Source organism: Arhodomonas aquaeolei DSM 8974 (genome assembly GCF_000374645.1).
GTDB classification, from domain to species: Bacteria; Pseudomonadota; Gammaproteobacteria; order Nitrococcales; family Nitrococcaceae; genus Arhodomonas; species Arhodomonas aquaeolei.
The window spans coordinates 19,089-45,427 of the sequence record NZ_KB894806.1 but is presented as its reverse complement, the minus strand read 5'-3'; the positions used below and the strand labels follow the sequence as shown (position 1 = coordinate 45,427).

The 26,339-nt window shown below is 69.2% G+C and carries 24 protein-coding genes; 12 read left to right on the top strand and 12 right to left on the bottom strand.

Annotation, left to right across the window (positions count from 1 at the left end):
* Positions 1-5: 5 nt before the first annotated feature.
* The 6 genes from C516_RS0108915 to C516_RS0108890 form a co-directional block, all read right to left on the bottom strand.
* Positions 6-344 (bottom strand): hypothetical protein, encoded by a 339-nt coding sequence (locus tag C516_RS0108915; RefSeq protein ID WP_018718029.1) that lies wholly within the window; start codon positions 342-344, stop codon positions 6-8.
* Between the two features lie 94 nt (positions 345-438).
* Complete coding sequence (locus C516_RS0108910; protein ID WP_018718028.1) at positions 439-702, bottom strand: SHOCT domain-containing protein; 264 nt, start codon at positions 700-702, stop codon at positions 439-441.
* 21 nt (positions 703-723) lie between these two features.
* Positions 724-1,662 carry an EamA family transporter gene (locus tag C516_RS0108905; protein WP_018718027.1) on the bottom strand — a complete coding sequence of 313 codons (939 nt, stop codon included), beginning with the start codon at positions 1,660-1,662 and terminating at the stop codon, positions 724-726.
* Complete coding sequence (locus tag C516_RS0108900; protein ID WP_026321054.1) at positions 1,659-2,594, bottom strand: cation diffusion facilitator family transporter; 936 nt, start codon at positions 2,592-2,594, stop codon at positions 1,659-1,661. The genes C516_RS0108905 and C516_RS0108900 overlap by 4 nt, the downstream gene beginning before the upstream one ends.
* Before the next feature lie 54 nt (positions 2,595-2,648).
* Complete coding sequence (locus C516_RS19125) at positions 2,649-4,847, bottom strand: copper-transporting P-type ATPase (RefSeq protein WP_256379717.1); 2,199 nt, start codon at positions 4,845-4,847, stop codon at positions 2,649-2,651.
* A gap of 147 nt (positions 4,848-4,994) precedes the next feature.
* Positions 4,995-5,459, bottom strand: coding sequence for a cupredoxin domain-containing protein (locus tag C516_RS0108890; protein ID WP_211210601.1), 465 nt, complete (start codon positions 5,457-5,459; stop codon positions 4,995-4,997).
* Positions 5,460-6,800: 1,341 nt separating this feature from the next.
* On the opposite strand from C516_RS0108890, the gene C516_RS0108885 reads away from it, so the two are divergent.
* From C516_RS0108885 to yihU, 4 genes are all read left to right on the top strand, one after another.
* Positions 6,801-7,658, top strand: a complete 858-nt coding sequence (locus C516_RS0108885; RefSeq protein ID WP_018718023.1) for an ABC transporter permease — start codon at positions 6,801-6,803, stop codon at positions 7,656-7,658.
* A 10-nt stretch (positions 7,659-7,668) separates the two neighbouring features.
* Entirely contained in the window at positions 7,669-8,478 is an 810-nt protein-coding gene (locus C516_RS0108880; RefSeq protein WP_018718022.1) for an ABC transporter ATP-binding protein, read from the top strand.
* Between the two features lie 23 nt (positions 8,479-8,501).
* Positions 8,502-9,515 carry an ABC transporter substrate-binding protein gene (locus tag C516_RS0108875; RefSeq protein ID WP_018718021.1) on the top strand — a complete coding sequence of 338 codons (1,014 nt, stop codon included), beginning with the start codon at positions 8,502-8,504 and terminating at the stop codon, positions 9,513-9,515.
* Positions 9,516-9,578: 63 nt separating this feature from the next.
* The gene (yihU, locus tag C516_RS0108870; RefSeq protein ID WP_018718020.1) at positions 9,579-10,472 is read left to right on the top strand and encodes a sulfolactaldehyde 3-reductase; all 894 of its coding nucleotides are present in this window, start codon (positions 9,579-9,581) and stop codon (positions 10,470-10,472) included.
* Positions 10,473-10,513: 41 nt separating this feature from the next.
* Here the strand turns inward: yihU and C516_RS0108865 are convergent, their stop codons facing one another.
* On the bottom strand, positions 10,514-11,533 hold the full coding sequence (locus C516_RS0108865; protein ID WP_018718019.1) for a LacI family DNA-binding transcriptional regulator: 1,020 nt from the start codon (positions 11,531-11,533) through the stop codon (positions 10,514-10,516).
* Between the two features lie 116 nt (positions 11,534-11,649).
* Between C516_RS0108865 and C516_RS0108860 the strand changes: the two genes are divergently transcribed.
* Together C516_RS0108860 and C516_RS0108855 are read left to right on the top strand one after the other, a co-directional pair.
* Positions 11,650-13,086 carry an aldehyde dehydrogenase family protein gene (locus tag C516_RS0108860; protein WP_018718018.1) on the top strand — a complete coding sequence of 479 codons (1,437 nt, stop codon included), beginning with the start codon at positions 11,650-11,652 and terminating at the stop codon, positions 13,084-13,086.
* 13 nt (positions 13,087-13,099) lie between these two features.
* Positions 13,100-14,269, top strand: a complete 1,170-nt coding sequence (locus C516_RS0108855) for a mandelate racemase/muconate lactonizing enzyme family protein (protein WP_018718017.1) — start codon at positions 13,100-13,102, stop codon at positions 14,267-14,269.
* Positions 14,270-14,340: 71 nt separating this feature from the next.
* On the opposite strand, the gene C516_RS0108850 is transcribed toward C516_RS0108855, so the two are convergent.
* A complete protein-coding gene (locus C516_RS0108850) occupies positions 14,341-15,012 on the bottom strand; it encodes an alpha/beta hydrolase (RefSeq protein WP_018718016.1) in 672 nt (223 codons plus the stop codon).
* Positions 15,013-15,143: 131 nt separating this feature from the next.
* On the opposite strand from C516_RS0108850, the gene lptM reads away from it, so the two are divergent.
* The 6 genes from lptM (at position 15,144) to xerC (ending at position 19,310) form a co-directional block, all read left to right on the top strand.
* On the top strand, positions 15,144-15,287 hold the full coding sequence (gene lptM / locus C516_RS20805; RefSeq protein WP_018718015.1) for an LPS translocon maturation chaperone LptM: 144 nt from the start codon (positions 15,144-15,146) through the stop codon (positions 15,285-15,287).
* Between the two features lie 9 nt (positions 15,288-15,296).
* Positions 15,297-16,547: a diaminopimelate decarboxylase gene (lysA, locus tag C516_RS0108840; protein ID WP_018718014.1), complete on the top strand. Its 1,251-nt coding sequence runs from the start codon at positions 15,297-15,299 to the stop codon at positions 16,545-16,547.
* Between the two features lie 103 nt (positions 16,548-16,650).
* Positions 16,651-16,833: a hypothetical protein gene (locus tag C516_RS0108835; protein ID WP_018718013.1), complete on the top strand. Its 183-nt coding sequence runs from the start codon at positions 16,651-16,653 to the stop codon at positions 16,831-16,833.
* Positions 16,834-16,844: 11 nt separating this feature from the next.
* Positions 16,845-17,702, top strand: coding sequence for a diaminopimelate epimerase (dapF, locus tag C516_RS0108830; protein ID WP_018718012.1), 858 nt, complete (start codon positions 16,845-16,847; stop codon positions 17,700-17,702).
* On the top strand, positions 17,699-18,403 hold the full coding sequence (locus C516_RS0108825; protein ID WP_018718011.1) for a DUF484 family protein: 705 nt from the start codon (positions 17,699-17,701) through the stop codon (positions 18,401-18,403). The genes dapF and C516_RS0108825 overlap by 4 nt, the downstream gene beginning before the upstream one ends.
* Positions 18,396-19,310 (top strand): tyrosine recombinase XerC, encoded by a 915-nt coding sequence (xerC, locus tag C516_RS0108820; protein WP_018718010.1) that lies wholly within the window; start codon positions 18,396-18,398, stop codon positions 19,308-19,310. The genes C516_RS0108825 and xerC overlap by 8 nt, the downstream gene beginning before the upstream one ends.
* A 15-nt stretch (positions 19,311-19,325) precedes the next feature.
* On the opposite strand, the gene C516_RS0108815 is transcribed toward xerC, so the two are convergent.
* From C516_RS0108815 to C516_RS0108800, 4 genes are all read right to left on the bottom strand, one after another.
* Positions 19,326-20,564 carry a DUF3322 domain-containing protein gene (locus C516_RS0108815; protein ID WP_018718009.1) on the bottom strand — a complete coding sequence of 413 codons (1,239 nt, stop codon included), beginning with the start codon at positions 20,562-20,564 and terminating at the stop codon, positions 19,326-19,328.
* Positions 20,561-23,956: an ATP-binding protein gene (locus C516_RS0108810; RefSeq protein WP_018718008.1), complete on the bottom strand. Its 3,396-nt coding sequence runs from the start codon at positions 23,954-23,956 to the stop codon at positions 20,561-20,563. Before C516_RS0108810 ends, C516_RS0108815 begins: the two co-directional genes overlap by 4 nt.
* Positions 23,956-24,591 (bottom strand): DUF4194 domain-containing protein, encoded by a 636-nt coding sequence (locus C516_RS0108805; RefSeq protein WP_018718007.1) that lies wholly within the window; start codon positions 24,589-24,591, stop codon positions 23,956-23,958. Before C516_RS0108805 ends, C516_RS0108810 begins: the two co-directional genes overlap by 1 nt.
* Positions 24,592-24,880: 289 nt before the next feature.
* Positions 24,881-26,326 carry a DUF3375 domain-containing protein gene (locus tag C516_RS0108800; protein WP_018718006.1) on the bottom strand — a complete coding sequence of 482 codons (1,446 nt, stop codon included), beginning with the start codon at positions 26,324-26,326 and terminating at the stop codon, positions 24,881-24,883.
* Positions 26,327-26,339 lie beyond the last annotated feature (13 nt).

Below are 26,339 nucleotides of genomic sequence, written 5' to 3'. Positions count from 1 at the left end.
GAACGTCAGGTCCGGGGCGGGCGGAAAGGCGGCACCGCATAGCCCGGCGCCGCGCCTTTCGCCGTCACGACGGCGACGGACGGCGCACAGGGATCGAGTGAAACGAGGCTGGCGCGCACCATACCGTGGGTCTGGGCACAGTGCAGATCGGCATCGGTGAGTTCGATGCCGGACGAGCCGAGTCCCGGCGCAGGAAGCCGCGCTTCGGCCGTCACGGCATAGACCCGCACCTCGTCATCACCCACTCGCAACGTGACGCCGGCGCCACGATCGGCGAGGACGGGCAGGGCAATGCCGCAGATGATCAGCATCAGCAGCAGCCGTCGCCAGACTGCGGGATTCATGCGCGATCCCCCGTCACACATGCGTGGCCGTGGCCCCGTTCACGATGTAGCGTCAGGCTCGTCATGATATGGCGGTAGAATGACCTGTCTGCCGTTAATGGATGGATCGTTTCAGATGCGATAGCCGCCGCTGATACTCCTCCTCGTCGATCTCGCCCTTGGCGTAACGTTCGGCGAGGATCGTGTGCGCGACCGAGCTGCCGCGCCGCCTGCCCGCTGTCACGTCGGAGAGCGCCTTCACCAACAGCACCGCTGCCGCGATGAGAACCCCCCAGAAAAGCACCATATGAATCGCGCCGGGAAGAAACCATTCCCAGCCCGAGGCGTTCATGTGCCACCCCATGCCGTCCCACATCATCTTGGCCTCCTTGTGCTGCCATCAACCGCTAACGGACGGGGCAGTGCACTGGCAGGGATGCACCGCCCTGTTACCCGAATCCCGGGACATCTCCCGGGTCAACCAGAAACCCGCGCCCAGCAGCAGGGCGCCGCCGTAGACCATCCCCTCGCCCGGCACCTCGGAAAAAACCAGGAACCCCAGAAACGAAGCGACCACCGGTGAGACAATGATGTCCACCAGCGCATAGACATTCGCACTGATCGACTTGAGCACGATCGCTATCCCGAAGTAGGGAACACCCGTCGAGACAACGCCCAGCCCGGCAGCCCAGAGCAATACGGGGACCTCCAGACCACCTGAGCCGAATGTCGTTGACGCGGTCACCTCGCCGGGGCCGGCGACAAACAGCGACGGTGAAAGCACCAGTGCGGCCACGAGCATGGACCACGCGATGTCACTGCCGGTTTCGGTTTTCCCCTCGTGGCGCAGGTAGGTGACCATCGCCGCGTAGATCGCGCCGGTCGACAGCGCCACGGCATTGCCAAGCGCATACCCGCCGCTGAAGGGCCTCGCCATCACCACGCCAGCAAGCGCGACGGCGAATATGAGGATGTAGCTACGCCGTGCCGGCTCACGGAGAAACAGGGCGGAAAAGATGAAGACGAAAAACGGCGCGATGCTCCAGAAGATCACCGCATTGGCGATGGGCACGAGCGACATGGCGAAATTGAATGCAGCACCCTGGGCGGCGATCAGGACACCGATAACCGCCGTATCCCGGACATTGCCGCGGGGAAACCGCGGCCAGCGCCGCTCCACTGCCGCCCGGGCCAGGACCAGGAACACGGCCGCGAACCCCATCGCGTAGAACGTCAGCGTCTGTACCGGTATCGCGCCACCGGTGAGCTTGACGAACACGCCGATCGTGGCCTCGCCAAGCGTGATCAGCGTCAGCAGCCCGATGGCTCGCGGATTCATGCGCCAGGCTCCGGGGTGCGGGTCACGTCGATCGTCTCCGCACCGGACTCATCCAGGCAGCCCCGCTCGACCTGAAGCGTTACGAAGAAGAACCCGTAATCGTGGCGGAGCATATGGTGGGCCCGCCTCAGGACCGACTGGGTATCGACGCCTTCAGCGACGCGCAGATGCCCTGAGAACACGCGGCGCCCACTGGTCAATTCCCACGCATGGACGTGATGCACGTCCTCGACCCCATCCACCCCGTTCAGTGCCCGGCTCACGTCATCGAGGGCAACCTCTGGGGGCGTCCCCTCCATCAGGACGTGCGCGGAGTCGCGGAGGATTCCCCAGCTCGCCCATAGCAGTACGAAGCCGAACGCCATACCGAGCAGCGGATCGATGAGCAGGAAACCGGTGAAGCGGATCACCACCGCGGTGACGATGATCAGCAGGCTCCCGACGAAGGTCTGGACGATATGCCACAGCGCCCCCCGGACATTGAGATCACTGCGGCTGTGACGCCACATCATGCCCAGCGAGATGAGCTCCGTGGCCAGGCCACCGGCCGCCGCCAGGAGCATCGGGCCGGTGGGCAACTCGATCGGATCCAGCATTCGCATGGCCGCCATCACGATCACCACCAGTGCCATGCCCACGAGAAACCCCCCGTTGACGAGCGCACCGATGATCTCCGCGCGATACCAGCCGAAACTGCGATCGGCATCGGCAGGACGGCGGGCAATCCTGGCCGCCACTATCGCGACGAGGACGCCCCCGACCGCCGAAAAGGTGTGGAAGGCGTCGGAAATCACCGCGATTGAGCCGGTCCACAGGCCGATGCCCATCTCGATGAAGAAGTAGATCCCGGTCAGCCAGGCCGACACCACCATGGCCGGCCCACTGGAAGGCATATGCCCGGCGTGTCCGTGGCCGCCGTGTCCGTCAGTCATCGTTACCATCCTCCCTGCGAAACGCCCCGGAGAAACCGCACCGCCGTCGAGCGATCATTCGATGGACAGCCGCCTCAGGCGCAGCGAGTTCCCCACCACCGATACCGAGCTGAGCGACATGGCCGCCGCGGCGATGATGGGCGAGAGCAGCACGCCGAATACCGGGTACAGCACACCGGCGGCAACGGGCACACCGAGGCTGTTGTAGACGAACGCGAAGAACAGGTTCTGCTTGATATTGCGCATGGTCGCCCGGCTGAGCCGGCGGGCACGCACGATACCGCGCAGGTCGCCCTTCACGAGGGTCACGCCGGCGCTCTCCATGGCCACGTCGGTGCCGGTACCCATGGCGATACCGACCTGGGCGCGGGCCAGGGCCGGGGCATCGTTGATGCCGTCACCGGCCATGGCGACGAAACGCCCCTGCGACTGCAGCGCCTGGACCTGTTCCGCCTTCTGCTCCGGCAGCACCTCCGCGATCACCTCGTCGATACCGAGCTCCCGGGCCACCGCCTCCGCGGTCGTCCGGCTGTCGCCGGTAAGCATGGTGATACTCACGCCCTCGTCGTGGAGCGCGCGAACCGCCTCCGGCGTCCCTGCCTTGACCGGGTCCGCGACGGCGATGAGTCCGGCGACCCGGTCGTCGACAGCAACGAACATGGCCGTCCGGCCCTCGGCCCGCAGGGACTCCGCACGCTCAGTCAGTGCCTGCGCATCGATGCCCAGAGCGTCCATCAGCGCCCGGTTCCCCAGGGCGACCCGGCGTCCGTCTATGGCACCGCGCACCCCCTTGCCGGTAATGGACTCGAAGTCGCTGTAGCGCTTGAGCTCGACGCCCCGCTCGCCGGCACCGTCCACGATGGCAGCGGCCAGCGGATGCTCGCTGCCCCGCTCCAGGGTGGCCGCGAGACACAGCACGTCGTCCTCGCCGAACCCGTCCGCAACGGATACCTCCTGGAGCCGCGGGCGCCCCTCCGTCAGCGTCCCCGTCTTGTCGACGACGAGGGTATCCACCCGGCGCAGCGTCTGGATCGCCTCGGCGTCCCGGAACAGCACGCCGGCGGTGGCCCCCTTGCCACTCGCCACCATGATGGACATCGGAGTCGCAAGGCCCAGGGCACACGGGCAGGCGATGATCAGCACCGCCACCGCGTTGATCAGCGCATAGGCCATGGCGGGCTCGGGCCCGACCAGCGCCCAGATGGCGAAGGTGATCACGGCAGCGGCCACGACGGCGGGGACGAAATAGGCTGCCACCACGTCCACGAGGTTCTGGATCGGCGCCCGGCTGCGGCTCGCCTCGGCCACCATCTCCACGATCCGGGAGAGCAGCGTGTCACTGCCGACGCGCTCGGCCTCGATGATCAGCGACCCCCGGCCGTTGACCGTGGCGCCTATCACGCGGTCCCCCGACGCCTTCGCCACCGGCATGGGCTCGCCGGTGATCATCGACTCGTCCACGGAGCTGCCGCCTTCAATCACCGAGCCATCTACGGGAACCTTCTCCCCGGGACGAACCCGCAGGCGGTCACCGATCTGCACCGATTCGAGAGGGACGTCCGCCTCGCTGCCATCGTCGTCGATCCGGCGTGCGGTCTTGGGCGCGAGCCCGAGCAGCGACTGGATCGCGGCGTTGGTCTGGCTGCGGGCACGCAGCTCCATCACCTGGCCGATCAGCACCAGCGTGACGATCATGGCAGCCGCCTCGAAATAGACGTCGACGCGCCCGCCGACGCCCCGGAACGATGCCGGAAAGAGCCCCGGTGCAATGGCGGCGACGACACTGTAGACGTAGGCTACCCCCACCCCCAGGGCGATGAGGGTGAACATGTTCAGGCTGCGATTCACGATGGAACGCCAGCCCCGGACGAAGAACGGCCAGCCGCCCCACAACACCACCGGCGTCGCCAGGGCGAACTCCAGCCAGTTGCGCACGGCGTGGGGTACCAGCGCCTGCATATCCACCCCGGGCACCATGCCGCCCATCGCGAGTGCCAGCACCGGCAGCGCCAGCACCAGGCTCACCCAGAAACGCCGGGTCATGTCCTTCAGCTCCGGGTTCTCTGCAGGCGCCGCGCTGACCTGCTGGGGCTCCAGCGCCATGCCGCACTTCGGGCACTCACCCGGGGCATCCGAGACGACCTCGGGGTGCATGGGGCAGGTGTAACGGACGCCTCCCGATGCCCCGGCCTCCTGGCCGGAATCCCGGGTCCCTGCCGTGCCCGGATTCACGCTATCTCGACTCCCGTGCATGGCTCCCTCCAGACCCATACGTAATCCCACCCCGGGTGGGGTGGGATATGCTTAGAATACGCCGGCAGGAAACGGCTCCGCAACTTTCGCTCGTCTCAGGCGCGCCGGGACGCCCCGACGCGCGCGGAAGCCGCCTGCTCCCCTATCTCAGGCGCCCGCGGACGGCACGGGCCGGATGTCGATCTCACCCTGCATACCGGCCTCGAAGTGGCCCGGGACGTTGCACGCGAACAGAAACCGCTCCGTTCTCTCGAACGTCCATATGACGGACGCGGTCTCTCCGGGGTCGATCATCACGGCATTCGGGTCGGCGTGAGCCTCAGCCCCGCCATCGCTCATGCGCCTGGCCATCTCGGCCCGATGGGCTTTCTGGACCTTCGGCGTCCCCAGGGTGAAATCGTGTTCAAGCTCTCCCTTATTGGTCACGACGAAGCGAACCGTCTCACCCGCCCTGATCTCGATACTCTGGCGATCGAAATACGTATCCCCGGCGGTGATCCGGACCGTGCGGTCAACCTCCGCGGGGTCGCCGGGCCGGCCGCCGGCGAAGCCGGAGCCGTGCTGATCGCCATGCCCCGGACCGGCGATGGCGACATTGACTGCCAGCGCCACGGCAAACGCCGCCGCGACGGAAATGATCGTTGACGTACGCGTCATTCTCGGTCTCCTCATGCCTGGTATTCGCCTGCTCGGCGACGGGGCCGTTCCCGGCCGCGGACGGACACGCCCACATCAGGGGCTGCCCTTCCACGACGGCGGCCTTCAAGTGCAGCGAACGGGAATGCAGCCGGTGGATCACCGGCCTGTAAGCCCCCGGGCATCCCGGCTGGCCGGGACGGAATCCGGAACCCGCGCCGATGCGGCGCCGGTACACACCTGGAAACCGGCCGGCTACCGGCCGGAGAAACCGGGTGCGCTCACGCCCGGAACGCCCTGCCGGCGCTCACCGGGGAACCGGAAATGCATCCGGCTCCTACAGGGGGCTATCCCGAGGCAGTCAGAGTCTGATTCGGCGGGTAGTCAGATAGAGGCCGGGGGAGTGGAGTCGAGGCGCAGCGGGACGATGCGCCGGACCCGCTATCGTCCAGGAACCGGTGACGGGCCGAGGGCCCGCGGCCGCCGGCAACACATCCGGGTCCCGGTCGGAGGCCGTGAGGACCCCGGTGACATCCATCGCCCCGGGCGCGCACGTGGCGTGGTGATCGCCATGATCGCCGATAAGGCCGCTATGGACCTGACCGCCACTACCGGGACGCGCATTGCCATGCAGCGGCGCGCACAGGGCGGCCGCCTGTACTGCCATGACCAGCACCACGACCACGGCAGCTCGCAGCCCCGTCCGGAGAGAGGGGCTCCTTATCGGGCCGCCCGTTGTGGACCTTGCGTCCTGCCGACTGATCATCGCGATACCGGTAGGCATGTCAGAAGTATCCATTCTGCCATACCCGAACCGGCCCGCAATGGGCCGGCGCTATCCCGGAGAGGGCGACGGTCAAAGACCCAACACCCGCCGCAGCCAGGCGCCGATGGCGTGGATTTTCTCCATGCACACGGCGTGCTGCATGGGATAGCCACGTCCTCTGATTTGCCGAATTTACATCCCGATCGCGTTGTTCCTGCACCTCATTGGAGCGACCACCTTTATGTCGGGTGCAACGGCTCCGCGTCCTATTCTTCCGCCCCGGGATACCCGCTCGCGGACATGCACTGGCCACGACTGGCTCGTGGGAGTGCCAGGCCCATGGGCGACGTGGTGGCGGGGTCGCATCGCAGGCCACCCTTGACAAACGCCCGATGGGGAGGGTTATGTTTGCGCTAACATCGCAATAATAGGCAACCACCGGCGTGTGGTCCGTTTCTGCAGCGAACAGGAGCGGTGAGAATCCGAATATCGATGTTAGCGCTGTCATACCGGCAGGCACGCTTGCTTTGACAACGAGGAGGAGGAGACACATGCCAAGCAGTCCTTCTGCTGCGTCGGGTCCCCGGGAGGGCGCCACCTCCGAGCCACGCCCGGAAGCCGCCCGTGGTGGCAGCCGGATCGCCCGGCTGATCGCGTGGCGGGCGTTCAGGCTGCTCGCACCGTGGGTGGTTCTGGTCGCCCTCTGGTACGGATTGCGCTACTCGGGTCTGTTCCGGCCGCAGCTCATACCCACGCCCGACGCAGTCGCGGTCAAGTTCTGGACCCTGCTGACCCGGGACGGGCTGCTGCTCGACATGTACATGTCCACGCAGCGCGTATTCGTCGGGGTCGTCCTCGGCACGCTGTGCGCGGTGCCGGTCGGATTCCTGCTCGGCTGGTACCGGGGGCTGCGGTCTTTCATGGACCCGTTGATCAACTTCTTCCGCGCCCTGCCCCCGATCGCCCTCATTCCGCTGGTGATCGTCTACTTCGGCATCGGTGAGACGGCCAAGGTCATCATCCTCTTCTACGCGTCCTTTTTCGCCAGCGTTATCGTCATGTACGAGGGGATAAGCCAGATCAGCCCCATCTATATCCGGGTGGCGCGCACGCTGGGGGCGAGCGAGTTCGAGATCTTCCACCGCGTCATCATTCCCCTGTCGATCCCCCACATGCTCACCGCGCTGCGCGTCGCCCTCGGTGTTGCCTGGGCGACGCTGGTCGCCTCCGAGCTGGTTGCCGCCCAGCAGGGGCTGGGCGCCGTTATCCAGGACGCCTCCGCCTATTTCCAGCTCGACACGATCTACATGGGCATCATCTGCATCGGCTTCATCGCGCTGTTCATGGACATGGCACTACGCGCGCTGACCCGCCGCCTTCTGAGCTGGCAGGAAGGCTCCACCGACTGAGGGGAAGATCATGCAATCCAGCGATACGAGAATCGTTTTCGATGGCGTCAGCAAGGCCTTCGCGACGGACAAGGGGCCGCTCAAGGTCGTGGACGACGTCTCCTTCTGCGTCGACAGCGGCGAATTCATCTCCCTGGTCGGACCGTCGGGCTGCGGCAAGACCACCATGCTCAACATGGTCGCCGGCTTCATCCAGCCCTCCGAGGGCAGCGTGACCCTGGACGGCACCCCGATCCGGGGCCCCTCGGCGCAGCGCGGCATGATGTTCCAGGAGTACGGCGTGTTCCCGTGGCTGACCATCGAGGAGAACATCGCCTTCGGCCTCAAGCTCAAGGCCAACCGCGTCCCCGCCGCGCAGCGCCGGGAGATCGTCGACCGCTATATCGAGCTCATGGGGCTGGGCGACTTCCGCCGGGACTACCCCAAAATGCTCTCCGGCGGCATGCGCCAGCGCCTCGCGCTGGCCCGCTCCTACGCCGTCAATCCCGAATTCCTGTTAATGGACGAGCCGTTTGGCGCGCTGGACGCGCAGACCCGCTCCGCCATGCAGGACCTGCTGCTCAACGTCCTGCAGGAGGTCGGCAAGACAGTGATGCTCATCACCCACTCCGTCGAAGAGGCGCTCTACCTCTCTTCCAAGATACTGGTAATCAGCGCCCGCCCGTCGCGGATCCGCCGGGTCATCGAGGTCCCGTTTGCCTATCCGCGTCACCCGGAGCTTCACGACACGCAGGAATTCGCGGAGCTGCGCTCCGAGGTCCGCGACATGGTGATGGCGGAATACGCGGCACAGGAGCAACAGGCCCGGAAGAGCCACTGAGACCCGTGAGGAGGACACAGAGAATGAGCTACCAGACCAATCGCAGGAACTTCCTGAAAGGCGTCGGCGCCGGCGCCTCCCTGTTCGCGATGGGCGGTGTCGGCCCGCTCATCGCCAAACCGAGGACCAAGGTCAAGGTCGGCTACCTGCACACGCTGGCCGTTGACGGCCAGATGTGGCTGGCCGACGAGATGGGGACCTGGAAGGACCAGGGGCTGGACATGGAGTTCATCCAGTTCACCACCGGCCTGGGCCTGTTTCAGGCGATGGTGGGCGGCAGCCTCGATATGCTCGCCACCGGTGCCGTGGTCTCCAACTTCCCCGCCCGTGGCCAGGGCGAGGTGTTCATGATCAACAACGTGGAATGGGCCACCGCCCAGCTCTGGGTCCACCCGGATATGGGGGCGAACAGGATCGAGGACCTGAAGGGCAAGAAGATCGCGACGACCCGCGGCACCACCGCCCACGTCTTCCTGCACCGCGCGCTGACCGAGGCCGGGCTGGACCCGGACAAGGACGTGGAGCTCGTCAACCAGAGCATGAGCGCGGCGGTGACCGCCTTCATCTCGGGGGCCGTACCGGCGGTGGCCCTGTGGGTCCCGTTCAATGTCCAGGTCGAGAAGCAGGTGCCCAGCGCGAAGAAGCTGGTGGATGCCTCCAGGTACTACCCGGAAGCGGCGATCGTCGGTGGCTGGGCGGCCCGCAACGACTTCTTCAAGGCGCACCCGGAGGTCATCGACAAGGTCATCAAGGGCTGGGTCCCCGCCAACGACTTCCTGGTGAACAAGCCCGACGAGGCCCTGGCGAAGCTCCAGAAGACCCATTACACGAAGGTGCCGCTGGAGGAGCTCAGGGCCCAGTACAAGTACGAGAAGGTCTTCACCAGCGACGCATGGGCCGGGAAATTCCGCGACGGCACGGTCACCGAATGGCTGGACCAGGTCACAGACTTCTTCGTGGACATCGGTGCCATCGACAATCCGCGTCCGGCCTCCGAGTACTTCCACCCCAAACGCTACCTCGACGTCGTGAGCTAACGCATCGCGGGCGCGGCGTCGGCCGCGCCCGCCGGTCCCGCAGGAGCATCAAGGGAGAGACAGATGATTCGAACCATTGGATTCGTCGGCGTCGGCACCATGGGCACCCCCATGGCGCGCAATCTGCTGCGCGCCGGCTACGCGGTGCGTGTCCATGACGTCAACGCCGATGCGGCCGCCGCACTGGAGGCAGACGGCGCCGAACGAGCCGCTTCACCGCGAGAGGCCGCCGAGGGACGGGACGCGGTCATCACCATGCTGCCCAACGGGGATATCGTCGGGGATGCCCTGTTCGGTGCCGACGGCATCGCCGGCGCACTCGCCCCGGATACCCTGTACATCGACATGAGCACGATCCTCCCGGCCCATACCGACGCCTTCCACCGCCGGCTCTCCGAGCAGGACGTGGCCGTCGTCGACGCCCCGGTCGGACGCTCCTCGCAGCACGCCGTGGAAGGCAGGCTACTGATCATGGCCGGTGGCGAGGCGGCGCACGTCGAACGCGCCCGGCCGCTGCTCGAGCGGATGGGCGACACCATCTTTCACTGCGGACCGGTGGGCACCGGACAGCGCATGAAGGTGGTCAATAACTACATGTCCATCGCCCTTAACGCGCTGACGGCGGAGGCTCTGGTGCTGGCCGAATCCAGCGGCCTGGACCGGGAGCAGTCGCGGCAGGTGATGCTGGGCACAGTGGCCGGCCAGGGGCACATGGGCACCACCTACCCGAGCAAGGTCCTCAAGGGCGACCTGACCCCCGGCTTCATGGTCGACCTCGCCCACAAGGACCTGGGTCTGGCCCTGGAGCTGGCGGCCGGGCTCAACGTGCCCACCTACATGGGCGCGGTAGCCCGGCAGACCTACGCCCTGGCACGGCAGGACGGCCGCGGCCGCCAGGACTGGACCGCCCTGTACGAAACCATGCGCGGCCTGGTGACGGACCACGCGGAGGGATGATGCCGCCGCTGCGTGCGAACCCCGCGCCCCGACACCGGCCGTCACCCGGGGCGAACAGTACTCTGGCGCTCGACGATCTCGAAGCCGAGATCGAGGATGCCGGGACTGACCGGCCGGCCGTCGACGCGCTGCATCAGCATGCGCGCGGCCTCACGGCCGATCTCGTAGCGGGGGATGCGCACGGTGGTCAGGCCCGGATTGACCTGGGAGGCCAGCTCGACGTCGTCGAAGCCGGCGATGGAGAGGTCGCCAGGGACATCGACCCCCCGGCGCTGGCACTCGAACAGCGCGCCGATCGCCAGGATATCGTTGGCGCAGAAGACGGCGTCCAGGTCCGGCACCTCGGCACGCATGCGGTTCACGCTCTCGGCACCGGCGTGGAACGAGAACTTGGCCTCGCGAACCAGTTCCGCCCGCTCCGGCAGCCCGAGGTCCCGGATCGCACTGCGGTACCCCCGCAGCCGCTCCCGGGCGCGGTCATTGGCCTCGGTAGGGGCACAGACGAAGCCGATGCACCGGTGTCCGTTCCCGGCGAGGCGAACCACCATGTCGTAGCACGCGCGGTAATTGGAGAAGCCCACGGCCATGTCCACGGCCTCGCCCTGGACGTTCCAGGTCTCGACCACGGGTATACCCGCGGACTTCATCAGCGTGCGGGCCCGCTCCGCATGGGCGAGCCCCGTCACCAGCAACCCGGCCGGCCGCTGCGCCAGCAGGGCCGTGATCAGCTGTGCCTCCCTCTCCAGCGAATACCCCGTGGCACCGAGGAGCAGCTGATAGCCCGCCGGCGTGAGCACGTCGGTCAGGCCGTGAATCGTATCCGCGAAGATGGAGTTGGTAATGGTCGGCACCAGCGCCGCAATAACGCTGGTTCGCCGGGACGCCAGGCTGCCGGCGACGCTGTTGGGTACGTAGCCGACCGCCTCGATCGCATTCAGGACGCGCTCCCGGGTCTCCTCCGCCACCTTGCCCGGCTGATTGAGCACACGCGAGACGGTGATCGAGGACACGCCGGCGATCCGGGCGACGTCTTCCATGCGGACCGGGGGCTTTTTCTGCATAGCGGCGGGAGTCAGTACCTGTCGCGGCTGTTCATCTGTTTTTTGAATGTTAGCGCTTTCAGGCCGGGGCGAACAATCCGCCCCGGCCGACGGCGCACGACCCGGAGGATGCTTCCATGTACGAGTACGGCTACCTGAGCGGCGGCGAGTGGATCGACCACGGCAAGCGCTTCGAGACGCACAATCCCGCGCGCCCCGGCGAGCGGGCCGGACGTTACACGGCCACTCCGCCGGAGGCAGTGGCCGGCATGGTCCGCGCGGCGGACGTCGCTCAGCGGGACTGGGGCGCGCGCCCGCCGGTGGAGCGCTCCCGGCAGGTACAGCGGTTCCTCGACGCAGTGGAGGCGCGCGCGGAGGCCATCGCCGTGGCGGTGACCCGGGAGCAGGGCAAGCCCCTCGCCGAGGCGCGCGGCGAGACCGGTAAATCACTCCGGGAGGCCCGCTTCATGGCCGGCGAGGCCGCCCGCCCTCACAGCGAGGTCATGCCCGGCCAGCGGCCGGGCATGCGCAACCTGGTGCTGCGCCGGCCACGCGGCGTCATCGCCGCGGTCACGCCGTGGAACTTCCCCGTGCTCACCCCCATGCGCAAGATCGCACCCGCGCTGACCTTCGGCAACGCCATCGTACTGAAGCCCTCGGAGTTCACCCCGGCAGCCGCGGCCATCATCGCCGAGGCGGCACTGGAGACACTGCCCCCGGGGCTGCTGCAGCTGCTCCACGGCGGCGCCGGGGCCGGGACCGCGCTGGTCTCCGACCCGGGCGTGCACGGCGTGACTTTCACCGGCTCGGTGGCGACCGGGCGCCGGATCTACGCCGCGGCGGCAGCGAATCTGGCCGAGGTATCGCTGGAGCTCGGCGGCAAGAACGCCGTGGTCATCAACGATAGCGACGATCTCGACGGCTGCCTGGACCAGGTGGTGGGCGCGGCCAACCAGTGCGCCGGACAGCGTTGCACCGCGATCAGCCGGGTCATCGTCCGGGAGGATCTCCGCGACGACGTCCTCCGGGGGCTGGTCGCCCGCGCCGAGGCGGAACGCCTGGGCGACGGCGCCGTCGACGGCACCACCATGGGACCGCTGACCAACCGCGACCAGCTGGAGCGCGTGGACGCCTACGTCCGCGAGGGCCTGGAAGCGGGCGCCCGTGCGCTCACCGGCGGCCGGAGGGCACAGGTCTCCGGCTGCGAGGACGGTTTCTTCTTCGAGCCCACGGTCCTCGCCGACGTCACCCCGCAGATGAGCGTCGCCCGGGAGGAGATCTTCGGGCCGGTGCTCTCGGTGCTGACCTACCGCGATTTCGACGAGGCCCTGACGATCCTCAACGGCGTCGAGTACGGCCTGACCTCGGCGCTGTTCTCCAACGACAACCACCTGGTACAGCGGTTTCTGGACCACAGCCAGAACGGCATGATGCACGTCAATCACGGCACCGTGCCGGACGACCACATGCCCTTCGGCGGTATCCGTCACTCCGGCGTGGGCGCCTACTCCGTGGGCCGTTCCGCCGTCACCTTCTACACCACCGAGCATTCCGCCTATCTCCGGCACGCGTAGGAGGAGAACCGGCATGAACGCCCCCGTGACGCTTCCCGACGCCGGCCCGGTCTCGGTCAGCCGTGTGCAGGCATGGGTCTTCCGGGCACCGATCGACACCCCGGTGCGTACATCGTTCGGGGTGATGACCGACCGCCCGGCGGTCCTGGTCCGGGTCGAGGACCCGGACGGCGCCTTCGGATGGGGAGAGATCTGGTGCAATTTTCCCACCTGCGGGGCCGAGCACCGGGCCCGGCTGGTGGACTCCGTGCTCGCGCCCAGGCTGGTGGGCCGCTCCTTCACCAGCCCCGATCAGGCCTACGCCCGGCTCGCCGGTGAAACGCACACGCTGGTGCTGCAGACACGCGAATACGGACCCGTAGCCCAGGCGCTGGCCGGCGTCGACCTCGCCCTGTGGGACCTGGCGGCACGCCGCCGCCGCGTCCCCCTGTGGCAGCTGCTGGGCGCCGACCGGCAGCGGGTACCCGTCTATGCCAGCGGCATCAATCCGGAGCTGGCCGGGGAGCGCGTTGCCGAATGCCGCGCCGCCGGCTACCGGGCATTCAAGATCAAGGTGGGATTCGACGCCGCCGCGGACCTGTCGGTGGCCCGCGCCGCGGCGGACGATCTCGGCGACGGCGAGCAGCTCATGCTGGACGCCAATCAGGCCTGGGACCGGGACACCGCGCTGGACATGGTGCGGCACCTGCCCCATGAGCGGCTCGAATGGCTGGAGGAGCCCATGCCGGTGGATTCACCCGCGGCGGACTGGACGACACTGGCCCGGGCCTCGCCGGTGGCGCTGGCCGGCGGCGAGAACCTCGCCGATGCCCCCGGGTTCGACCAAAGCATCGAGCTCGGCGCCCTGTCGGTGTTGCAGCCCGACCTCTGCAAATGGGGCGGTATCACCGGCTGCTACACCGTCGCCCGGCGTGCGCGGGGGGCGGGGCGCCGGTACTGCCCCCACTATCTGGGTGGCGGTATCGGGCTTATCGCCTCGGCGCACCTGCTCGCCGCGGCCGGCGGCGATGGCCTGCTGGAGGTCGACAGCAACCCGAATCCGCTCCGCCGGACACTGGCACAGCCCTATCCCGCCGTCAGCGACGGCGGGATGACGCTCTCCGGCGATCCCGGTCTCGGCGTCGAACCGGATCTGGAGACCGCGGCACGCTGGCAGGTCCTGCACACGGACCGGCACCGCTAACCCGTGGGGCGAAGTGCGATCCGTGCAATGCCGCCGGGGAACGCCGGCCTCCGCCCGCCCCGCGCGGCCCCTTACAGCGAGAGCACCCGCCGCAGCCAGGCGCCGATGGCGTGGATTTCCTCCATGCACACGGCGTGCTGCATGGGATAGTCGTGCCACTCCACGGTGTAGCCCGCCTGTTCCAGGCGCTCGGCGGAGCGCCGCCCGAACTCGAAGGGCAGGACCGGGTCCTGACGGCCGTGGGCCATGAACACCGGGGTGTCCGCGTTGGCCGCTGGCGCCTCCGCGAGGCGCTCGCGCAGGGGCAGGTAGGTGGACAGGCCCATGATGCCGGCAAGCCGCTGCGGATGGTTGAGCGCGGTGTGCAGGGCCACGGCGCCGCCCTGGGAGAAACCCGCGAGCACCAGCCGCTCCGCGGGGACACCGCGCCCGGACTCCCGCTCGATCAGCGCGGTGACCGCCGCGCGGCTGCGCTCCAGGCCATCGGCGTCCTCGTGCATGGACTCGTCGAGGCCGTAGAGGTCGTACCAGGCACGCATGGACATGCCGGCATTCAGCGTGACCGGGCGCACCGGTGCGTGGGGGAAGACGAACCGCACCCGTGCGTCACGGGGCAGCCCCAGCTCCGGGACGACGGGCTCGAAGTCATGGCCATCGGCCCCCAGCCCGTGCAGCCAGATCACGGCGGCATCCGCGTCCTCGCGGGCACCGGTCTCGACCGTCTCCAGCAGTTCCTCGCTCATCTCGATCCTCCGCATACGTTTGCCGCGGGCATTCTACTAGGAACACCGCGTTCTCACGTGCGGCGACGGGTGGCGCCCGTCAACAGCGCCGGGCATCATCGCTATAATGCCGTGTTTTCCCAGGAGGTCCCATGACGCTTCGAGCCGCCGCCATTGCCGTCGCCCTCGCCGCCCTCACGGCCCTGGCCGGATGCGGGCGCAAGGGGGATCTCTACCTGCCGCCGCCGGCGGACACCCCCGCGGACGGCCAGCCAGCCAACACCGCAAACGACTGAGGAGCATCCATGGGCTTCGAGCTTCGCGACGGCCAGTGGTGGGCCGAGGACGTCCCCCTGCAGGCCATCGCCGACGAGCACGGCACCCCCGCGTACGTCTACTCCCGCGCCGCCATCGAGTCGGCATGGCGCGCCTTCGACGCGGCCTTCGCCGGCCATGACCACCTGGTCTGCTACGCGGTCAAGGCGAACGGCAACCTCGCCGTGCTCAACCTCCTCGCCCGTCTCGGCTCCGGCTTCGACATCGTCTCCGGCGGCGAGCTGGAGCGCGTGCTCGCCGCCGGCGGCGATCCGGCGAAGGTGGTGTTCTCCGGCGTGGGCAAGAGCGAGGCGGAGATGCGCCGCGCCCTTGAGGCGGGCATCCTGGCGTTCAACGTGGAGTCCGCGGCCGAGCTCCAACGCCTGGACCGCGTCGCCCGGGCAGCGGACCGGCAGGCACCAGTCTCCATCCGCGTGAACCCGGACGTCGACCCGCAGACACACCCGTACATCTCCACCGGGCTCAAGGAGAACAAGTTCGGCGTGGGCATCGACGAGGCCGCCGCGCTCTACCGCGAGGCCGCGACCATGCCCGGCATCCGGATCACCGGCGCCGACTGCCACATCGGCTCACAGCTCACCTCCGTGACCCCCGTCGCGGACGCCCTCGACCGCCTGCTGGTGCTGGTGGACAGCCTCGCCGCCGACGGCATCGAACTGGAGCACCTGGACCTCGGCGGCGGTGTCGGCATCCGCTACCGCGACGAGGCGCCGCCGGCGCCGGACGACTACGCCGCCGCACTGCTCGAGCGCCTGGCAGACCGCACCCAGCGCCTGCTCATCGAGCCGGGGCGGGCCATCGTCGGCAACGCCGGCGTCATGCTCACCCGGGTGGAATATCTCAAGCACAACGGCGGGCGCGACTTCGCGGTGGTGGACGCCGGCATGAACGACCTGCTGCGCCCGGCGCTCTACCAAGCTTGGCAGGCCATCGAGGCGGTGCAACCGCGCAGCGACCGCCCGGCCGCCGCCTACGACATCGTCGGCCCGGTGTGCGAGAGCGCGGATACTCTCGGCGGCGAGCGCGAGCTGGCGCTCGCCGCCGGCGACGTCCTCGCGGTGCACTCCGCGGGGGCCTACGGCTTCGTCATGGCCTCCAACTACAACGCCCGGCCCCGGCCGCCGGAGCTGCTGGTCGACGGTGGCCGGGTCACAGTCGTGCGCGAGCGCGAGCGCTACGCCGATCTCTGGCACGGCGAGCATCTCCCCGGACCGGACTGAACCACCGCCCGGCGTGTGCGCTTGTCACCTCGCGCGCCGGGCCATATCCTCGGCCCGAGGGGATGATCAAGCCCCCGCGCGAGACAAGAGGATCACCACGACGGTGTCTGGCGACAACCTGCCGGTGGCGCTGGTAGCGCTGATACCCGTACTCGTCTTCTTCCTCTGGCAGTTCTGGCAGAGCCTGAACCGGTTCGCCGGGCGGCCGTACGGCCGGCAGGTCACGCCGCGCGCGCTCGTCGCGGGGCTCGGCCTGATCGCCCTGATACTGTTTTTCATGCTGTGACGGACATCCTCATGCAGGCACTGCACTTCGCCAAGATGGAGGGCCTCGGCAACGATTTCGTCGTCATCGACGCCACCGCCGAGCCCGTCGAGCTCACCGCCCCGCAGGTCCGGGCGATCGCCCACCGGCGCCTGGGCGTGGGCTGCGACCAGGTGCTGCTCGCCGAACCCCCGACCCGCGACGACGCGGACTTCCGCTACCGCATCTTCAACGCCGACGGCGGCGAGGTGGAGCACTGCGGCAACGGCATCCGCTGCCTCGCCCGGTTTCTCCAGCAACGCGGCCTCGCCGGCACCGGGACCCTGCGCATCGAAACCGCGGGCCGGCTGATCACGGTCACCCTGCGCGATGACGACGTCTCCGTGGACATGGGCCCGCCGGAGCTCGAGCCCGACGCCATCCCGTTCCGCACCGAGGAACGCGCGGTGGCGTATCCGCTGCTCGTCGACGGCGCCGAGCTCGAGATCAGCGCGGTATCCATGGGCAACCCCCATGCCGTGCTGCTCGTCGAGGACGTCGACCGCGCACCGGTCACCGAGCTCGGCCCCACCATCGAGCGCCATTCCGACTTCCCCAACCGGGTCAACGCCGGTTTCCTCCAGGTCGTCGACGGTGGCCACGCCCGCGTGCGCGTCTACGAACGCGGCGCCGGCGAGACCCTGGCCTGCGGCACCGGCGCCTGCGCCGCGGTGGTGGCGGGCCGGCTCCGCGGCCTGCTCGACGAGCACGTCGAGGTGGCACTGCGCGGCGGTACACTGGTGATAGACTGGGCGGGCGGTGACGCACCGGTGATCATGACCGGACCGGCGCGTCACGTCTTCGACGGCGTCATGCCCGCGCCCCCGGCAACGGAAGACCCGGCACCATGAACGAGTACGCCGAAAACGAGCCGGCCGTGGACGAGGCGGAGGAGGCCCGGATCGCGGGCTACCTGGCCGACCACCCCGGCTTCTTCACCCGTCACAAGGGCCTGCTCGTCACCCTGCACATCCCCCATGACGTGGCCCCCGCGATCTCGCTGCTGGAGTACCAGGTCCGTGTGCTCCGCGACGACGAACGCCGCCTGCGCCGGCGCCTGGACCAGCTCCTGCGCATCGCCCGGGACAACGACCGCCTCTCCGGGCAGCTCCACCGCCTGACCCTGGAGCTGCTCGACGCCGGCAGCGGCGAGGCGGCGGTCAACGCCCTGCAGGGCGTGCTGCAGAGCGACTTCCGCGCCGACCGCGTCGAGGTCACGCTGATCGGCAACGCCCTCGGCCACGTCCACGCCCGCCACACAGGCCGCGAGGACAGCCTGGCACGGCGGTTGCGCGAGCTCTTCCTCGGCCACCAGCCGGTGGTCGGCCGCCTGAGCGGCGACCAGATGCAGGCGGCCTTCGGCGAGGGGGCCGAGGGGCTGCGCTCCGCGGCGGTAATCCCGCTGGACGACGGCCCGGTGCAGGGGATCGTGGCCATCGGCAGCCGCGACCCGGAGCGCTATCACGGAGAGCTCGGCACCGTCTTCCTGCAGCGCCTCGGCGAGGTCGTGGCCCGCCAGCTCCGCCGCGACGCCACGGACCACGATGGCTGACGTCGACGACCTCGACGCCGGCGTCGCCGCCTTCGGCGCCCATCTCCGCGACGAGCGCGGCCTCTCCGCTGCCACCTGTCACCACTACCGCCGCGACCTCGAGGCCTTTGCCCACTACTGCCGCGACGCCGGCACCACGCACTGGTCGCGGGTCACCAGCGCCGAGGTGCGCGCCTTCGTCGCCGCCGGCCACCGCCGCGGGCTCGGCGGACGGTCCCTGGCACGGGCGCTTTCGGCCCTGCGCACCTTCTTCGCCTACCTCATGCGCGAGGGCATCGCGACGGCCAACCCCGCCGCCGACGTGACCGCACCGAAGAGCGGGCGCCGCCTGCCGGAGACCCTGGCGGTGGACGAGGCCGCCCGGCTGCTCGACGGCCCCGCCGACGATGACACCCTGGCGCTGCGCGACCGTGCCCTGTTCGAGCTGGTCTACTCCAGCGGCCTGCGCCTCGCCGAGGTCGCGGCACTGGACGCCGCCGACGTCACCCACGACCCGGAGACCCTCCGCGTCGTCGGCAAGGGCGCGCGCACCCGCATCGTCCCGGTCGGACGCACCGCCCGCGCGGCCCTGCAGGCGTGGCTCACCGTACGCGAGGGCCTGGCCCCGGCCACCGAGCCGGCACTGTTCGTCAGTCGCCGCGGCCGGCGGCTCGCCCACCGCTCCATCCAGCAGCGCCTGCGCGCCCTCGCCGACGAGCGCGGCCTCGGCCGCCCGGTGCACCCGCACATGCTCCGGCACGCCTTCGCCACCCACCTGCTGGAGTCCAGCGGCGACCTCCGCGCCGTCCAGGAGCTGCTGGGCCACGCCAGCCTCGCGACCACCCAGGTCTACACCCACCTGGACTTCCAGCACCTAGCCGAGGTCTACGACCGCACCCACCCGCGGGCCCGGCGCAAGCGAGACTGACCGCTGCGGCGACGGTCATCGCCGGGGCGCAGCCATTGAGGGAAGCTCGCACAGGTATCGCTCCAGCCAGCCGAACCCGATTCGTTCCTGTTCCAGACGCAGGTTCGCTCCCAGGGCATTGTCACGGAGGTCGCGGAACAGGGCCTGCTCGGCCCCGGTGAGCCTGTGGAGCTCGCCGGTGAAGCGCTGCTCGGCGGCCTCGCTGACCCACAGGGCCTGGTGGGCATCGAGGGTCTCCCGGTCCATGAGCAGGGAGCGGGTATGGGGCAGGTGGCTGCGCAGGCGCTCGAGGATGGCGAAGCCGTGGGTATCGATATCGCCCCAGTAATGGACGGCCACCCGGTGCAGCCAGGGGATGGCGCCGAGCTGATCCAGCGCGTAGCCCAGGCCGAAGATGACCAGGCCGGCGGGGTGGTCGGGGAAGGCCAGGCCGTTGATCTCGTTCTCGGTGATGAACACCGTGCGCACCGGCGGCTCGGCCTGGTCCGGATCCAGGGCGGCGAGCTCCGCCACCGGCACGGCCAGGTCGGTGAGGCCGCGGATGGCCAGGGCCGGGTCCAGCACACGGAAGCGCAGCCGCAGCGGGCGCTGGCGCAGGCCGTAACGCGCCTCGAAACCGCGGGCCCCGGTGTGCCGAGTGTCCACGGCGGACTCGGGCAACGCCAGATCCAGCAGCTCGGCCAGCAGGCGGCGGCGGTTGCCGATGAACTTGGTGTCCACGCCGGGGATGTCCAGCTGGCGCAGGTACAGCCCCGGGCGGGGATGGGCCTGGAGGTAGTCCACCACCGCCAGCAACCGGGGCCATTCCTCGGCGTGCTCCAGGGCGGTGAGCGGCCGGCGGGCCAGCCATTCCAGCAACGCCGGCTGGCGCGCCCGGGTGGTTTCCACCAGCGCGTCGAAGCGCCGGGCGTCCTGCTTGCGGCCCAGCAGGGCCAGGGCATCGTCGGCGTCGGCCACCCAGGCGGCGGTGGGCAGCCGGTTGGTGCCGTGGACGCGGTTGCGCACCGGCTGCCAGTCCAGCCGGTAGCCGTGGCCGCGGACCTCGCGGCTGTGCTCACGTAGGTTTCGGACCCAGTCGCGGACGGCCTCGAAGTGCTCGGCCACCTCGCCGCCGGTGGGGGTGCGAAGACGCAGGCGCAAGGGGAAGGGGGATTCGCGGTGGACCCGGGCGGCCAGCAGCTCGCCGCGCCGCCAGCGTTTTTCCAGCTGACGGCGCAGGTCCTCGGGGTCGGTCCAGGCGGTCTTTGGGCTCACAGCGACTGGGCGGCGTCGGCCTGGCCCGTGCCGGTGCGGGCGGCCTTTTCGGCGTGGTATTCCTCGATGGTGAGGTTGCGCACCATCGAGCGGGCGCCGTCCGGGGAATGGACGAAGCCCACGCTGGCCACGAAGGGCTCGATGATGTGGATCTTCTGCAGCGGCGTGACGATGAGCAGCTGCAGGTTAAGCCGCCGGAACAGCTCCAGGCCGAAGCGGGCGGACTCGTCCGAGCCGCGGCCGAAGGCCTCGTCGATGACCACGAAACGGAATGTCCGCGAGCGCCGGGCGCCGGCCTCCAGGCCGAACTGGTAGGCCAGGCTGGCGGCCAGCACCGTATAGGCCAGCTTCTCCTTCTGGCCGCCGGACTTGCCGCCGGAGTCGGTGTAGTGCTCGTAGGCACTGTCGTCCTCGCGCCATTTCTCCTCGGCGGAGAAAGTAAACCAGTTGCGCACATCGGTGACCTTGCGCCGCCAGCGCCGGTCCGCCTCGGCGGTGCCCTCCCGGCCGCGCAGCCGCTCGATGATCCCGCGCACCTGCAGGAACTTGGCCTCGGAGTAAGCAGCGTCGTCATCGGCGCCGATGGTGCCCTCGGTACAGCTGCGCAGGTCACGCTGGAAGTCCCGGATCTCCACGTCGACGGCGGGCTCGGCCAGCAGCTCGATGTAGCGTCCCTGGTTGAAGTCGATGCCGTGCAGGGAGCGGTTGATGATGTCGATGCGCTCGCGGATGCCCTGGCGCTGGCGGTTGAGATGGGCCTGGAAGCTGGCCACCTCTCGAATGGTGTTCTCGTTGAGCAGCGCCTTGAAGCGCTGCTCGAAGCGCGGCAGGTCATCGTCCCTGAGGGTCGCCAGCATGGCCGCATACTCGCCGGCGGCGGCCAGGTTCGCGTCCATCTCCCGGGTCTCCAGGGGCCAGCTGTGGCAGAAATCGCTCATGGCGTTGACCACCCGTTCGGCCAGGCGCTTGAGCTGTTTCTCCTCCCGGTCAATCCGCTCCTGCAGCCAGCGGCGCATGTCGGACTGGCGATTGTCGCAGGACTCCACGGTGAGCTGCTGCTCGCCGAGGGCCTCCGGGCGCAGGTCCCGTAGGGCCGGGAAGGCCTGCTCGCGCTGCGCGTCGGTAGCGGCCTGGTGCACCGCCCAGGCAGCCCCCAGGGCCTCGGTAGCCCACTCCCGGCGCTCCTCCAGCTTGGCGCGCTCGTCCCGGGCCTTCTCCCGCTCGGCGTCGGTCTCCGCACGGGCCTGCTCCAGCGCTTCCAGCTGGCCCTGCAGGGCGCGGAGCTGGTCCGAGGCCTGTTCGATATGGCGTTTCTCCTCCTCCAGCCGGGCGATCTCGCTGGTGACGGCGCGCCAGTCCAGCTCGCGAAAGTCGGCGAACATCTCCAGCTGGCCCAGGGCCGTGGCCCGCTGCTGGAGCTCGCCGGCGTGCTTCTGCAGGGTGGCGATCTCATCGCCGGACTCGGCCATGCGCTGCTGCAGGTCGGCGGCCTGCTTTTCCAGGGCGGCGATCTTGGCCTCGTTGGACCAGCCCAGGATGAAACGGGAGCGGTCGTCGATGCGGTGGCGGTCGTCCTTCTCGTGGCGCTCGCCGCCGGTCTTGATCTGTCCGGCGCGAGTGACGGCCTTGGGCTCGCGGCGGAAGCGGGCCAGGTCGGCGCAGCAGGCGTAGTCGAAGCGCCGGGCCAGCTCCTTCTCCAGCCAGGGATAGAACGCCGAATCCGGGCGGATGGCCAGCTTGCGCACCAGGGAGTCCGGGTGCAGGTCCGCCGACCGGGTCTCGCGGGGCTGGCGCACCCGATAGTAAACCAGCCGGCCACGCAGGTGGGTGCGCTCCACCCACTCGGCCACCACCGGGTAGTGCGTGTCCGGCACCAGCAGGGACAACCCGAAGTTGTGCAGCAGCCGCTCGGCGGCGCCCTCCCAGTCGCGCTCGTCGTCGCGGACCTGGATCAGCTCGCCGGCGAAGGGCAGGGCCTCAGGCTCAAGGTCCAGCTCCTCGCACAGACGCTGGCGCAGGGCCAGGCTGGCCGCCGGCAGGTTGGTGCGGCGTTGACGTAGGGAGGTGAGCTCGGTGTCGATGGCCTCGTGCTGCTCGCGCAACTCGCGGAAGGCCACCTCGGCCTCGGTGCGCTGGTTCTGCAGCTCGCCGGCACGCGCCTCGGTGCGCGCGCGCTCGGCGGCCAGGCGCCGCTGGTTGTCCAGGAAGGTGTCTGCGTCGGCCGCCTCGGGCAACTCCAGGGATCGAGCCAGCCGGTTATACTGCTCCGCCCGCCCGCGCCGGGCCTGCTCCTCGCAGCGGCGCTCCTCGATCTCCCGGGCCAGGCGCTCCAGGCGGTCGCCACCCTGCTCGGCGATGGCCTGACGCAGCTCGTCGCGCTCCTCCCCCTGACCCCGACGGCGCTCGTCCAGTCGCTCAATGCGGCTGCCGGTCCGGGCCAGATCGGCGCCCAGCCGCTCAAGGCGCTGCTCCAGCAGGTCCGCCTTGAGCCCGGCAAACCAGGGCTCCAGGGCCTCGCGGCAGGCCCGCCAACGCTCCACCTGGCTGTTCAGCTCGGCGTGGCGGTCAGCATCGGCCACCAGCGGTTCCAGGGCCTCGATCTGGCGGCGGGCGTTGACCACCGCATCGTGGGCCCGATTGAGGTCGTCGAAGTGGCCGATCAACGCCTCGATCTTCTCCTCGACCGGGGCGGCTTCCAGCATGTGGCTGCGCACGAACTCGGTGAGATTACCCACCGACTTCATGGACACGGTCTGACTGAACAGCTCCAGGGCCTGCTCGCCGTTAATGCCGAAGCGCCGACGGAAGGCCGCGCCGTAGGGCGGAAAGGTGTCGTGGACCTCCACCCGCGGCGCGTCGCGCAGGCGTTTCTTCAGGGCGTTGATGTCGGCGCCGAAGTCGGCGAAATCGCCGGCGACGGACAGCGCCGCGTCGGCCACAACGTAGAAGCGCTGGGGCTGGCCCTGGTCCTTGACCCAGAACACCTGGGCCAGGGTGACGTCGTGGTCGAAGCCTTCGTTGCGAAAGCGGGCCAGGATCACCGAGTAGCTGTTGTGATCGCGCAGGGCTACGGGCTTGGCCGCCGCGCCGGCCTCGTCGCGCTCGGACTTGTAATAGCCCAGCACGTACGAGCGCAACGAGCGCTCCCGGGCCTCGGCACCGGCGGCCTTGTTGTAAGTGATGCGCTGGGCCGGCACCAGCAGCGTGGTGACGGCGTCCACCAGGGTGGATTTGCCGGAGCCGATATCGCCGGTGAGCAGGGCGTTGTCGCCGCCGGGCTCGATGCGCCAGACGCGGTCGTGGAAGGTGCCCCAGTTGTAGACCTCCGTGGCCTGCAGGCGAAATCCGGCGCGGGCCTCGGAGGCGGTGAAATCCAGCGGCTGCAGCTCCATCATCCCTCCGCGGCGGCGTCGCTGCCAGTGCCCCCGATGTAGGCCCGGTAGGCGCGCAGCCGTTCGTCCAGCTCGCCAAGCCACTGGGCGTCGACGAAGGCTTTGAGGATACGGCGGACCTCGAAGCGCTCCTCCTGGCCGCGCATGCGCCGCAGCATACCCAGCTCCACGGCCTTTTTGATGTGACTGTCCATGCGATCCAGCAGCCTGGCCTCGTTGGCGGTCTCCGGGAGGAACACCCGTATCTGCTCGACGATCTGCTCGCGGGAGAGCACCAACCGAGTGTCGCCGCCGGTGGCGTCGTGCTCGGCCAGCTTCTTGCGCAGCAGGGCCAGCAGCAGGCTCACCGGGTAGCTGAGCTGGCGCCGCGCCACCAGCCGCGGCAGCTCGTCGCCGGCGTCCGGGTCCCGGGGGCGCTGGCGCAGAAAGGCGTAGCCCTCGGCCTCGTCCAGGATCAGCTCCAGGCCCAGCACGGCGACATAGTCCCGCACACGGGCCTGCAGGTTCAGCAGCCCCTGCCAGAGCTGCGGCGCGCTGTCTCGATGGAGCACGCCGCGGAACAGGGCCACCAGCACCTGGGACAGGCGGTCGCCGTCGAGGGCGGTGGGCGCGGTCTCGTAATCGTTGTCCGTCATGCGTCTATGGTAAGCGTTGTTGGCGCTTGGATCATGCCCGTAGCCCGTAGGTCGGGCACGCTTGGTGCCCGACATCCCGGGCCCGCCGGCCGTCATGGATATCGGCGTCCTCTCCGGCCAATGCCGGCCTACGTGGCGCCGTGCCCCGGCGTGTTGCTGTTGGGCACGTGTCGGCTCCCGCAGGAGATCTGTCCTGGAACAACACGCAAGCCCAGCTTCGCCGAGGGAATCGCCCCGCGACGACCGCACCCCCTCGCGCGGCCGCGCCGGGCTGCCAAAGCGCGGCGGCTCAGGCGCCGCGGCTGAACAGCACCCGGGGTACGGCGGCGCGACGGATAACGTCGTCGGCGTCGATCCATTCCACGTGATCGGTCTGACTGTCCTCGATAACCGAGTCCGGGTCCTCGCTGGCCAGGGCCAGGTAGGTGACCAGCTCAGCAAGGCCCTGTTCCAGCGGATGCTCGCGGATCACCGCCGCCAGGCTTACCGGGGAGTGGCGGTTCAGGGCCCGGCGGATGTGCCCGCGCAGGCGCTCGCGGTCCACGTAGACCTGCTCGAACAACGCCTCCGGGTCGATGTCCTCGTCACCCTCCACCAATACCTGGTCGCGGATGTCGGGCTTGACCGGCGGGGTGAACAGGGGCCGTTCCATGGGCAACTCCACGGTGGGCGAGGGCTCGTCCAGCGCCATCACGTCGCCGCTGGGCGGGCTTTCCCGCAGGGCCACGGCGTGCTGCTCGATGTCGCGGATCAGGTCCATGATCCGCCGGTTCTCCAGCCAGGCCTGGTCATCCAGGTAACGGCGCAGCTGCTGGGAGAGCCGGGCCACCGTGCGCTGGGTGGTCTCGCCGGCCTCCAGCCAGTCGTAGTGGATGCGGCGCACGCGCGGGTCCGGCTCCAGCTCGGCGACAGGCTCCAGCGACAGCGCCCGTTCCAGCAGCTCGGTGAGCTCCTCCTGGCGTGCCGGCGACATGAGGAAATCCCAGAACGCGCGGAAGCTCCTGCCCTGATCGGACTCGGCGATGACGTCCTGCTCGCCGAACACCTCCTCCAGGAGCTCGCCGCGGCCGCCGGACCAGGTAGCGATGCGCTCGCGCACCGCCCGGTCCAGCTCGCGGAAGTTCTGTTCCACCTGGCGGAAGTCCGCCAGCAGCGCCCGGGCGGTGCCAGTGGCCTGGAGGAAACGCTCGCGCAGCCGGGTCGGGTTCATCTGCTCCAGCTCACCAGCCTGAATGCGCTCGATCTGCGCGTCGACCTCCGCGCGCTGGCGCTTCAACTCATCGATGCGAGCCTGGGGATCGGTCTCCGCGCCCTGAACCAGCTCGTGGAGAAGATCAAAGACCGTGCGCAAGCGCGACTCGGCACCGACGAACTGCACTCGCTCTTCCAGTCCCACCACCCACTGTATGGCCTTCTCCGTGGCGGGCATGAGGTCGTAGTGGGGCTCGTCGCTGTCCGTGGGGTAGTAGCGACGCAGCCAGCCCCGGTCGTCTCCGGCCCAGTCGTTGAGATAATCCAGCGCGGCCCGCGGGAAGGCATCCTCACCCTCGCTTTCGCGCAGATGGAAAAGGTAGTCCTCCAACTGCGCCGCCAGCTCCTGCTCGCCCAGGGCCCGAACGTTGGGGCCGATAAAGGCGTGGTGGAGAAAGCCGACGATCAGGGGCGCGCTGTCGGCGGTGAGCAGCCGCCACGCCGGATGATTGCGGCGCAGGTAACGGGCGTGATCGTAGTCCATGTGGACAGTTTCC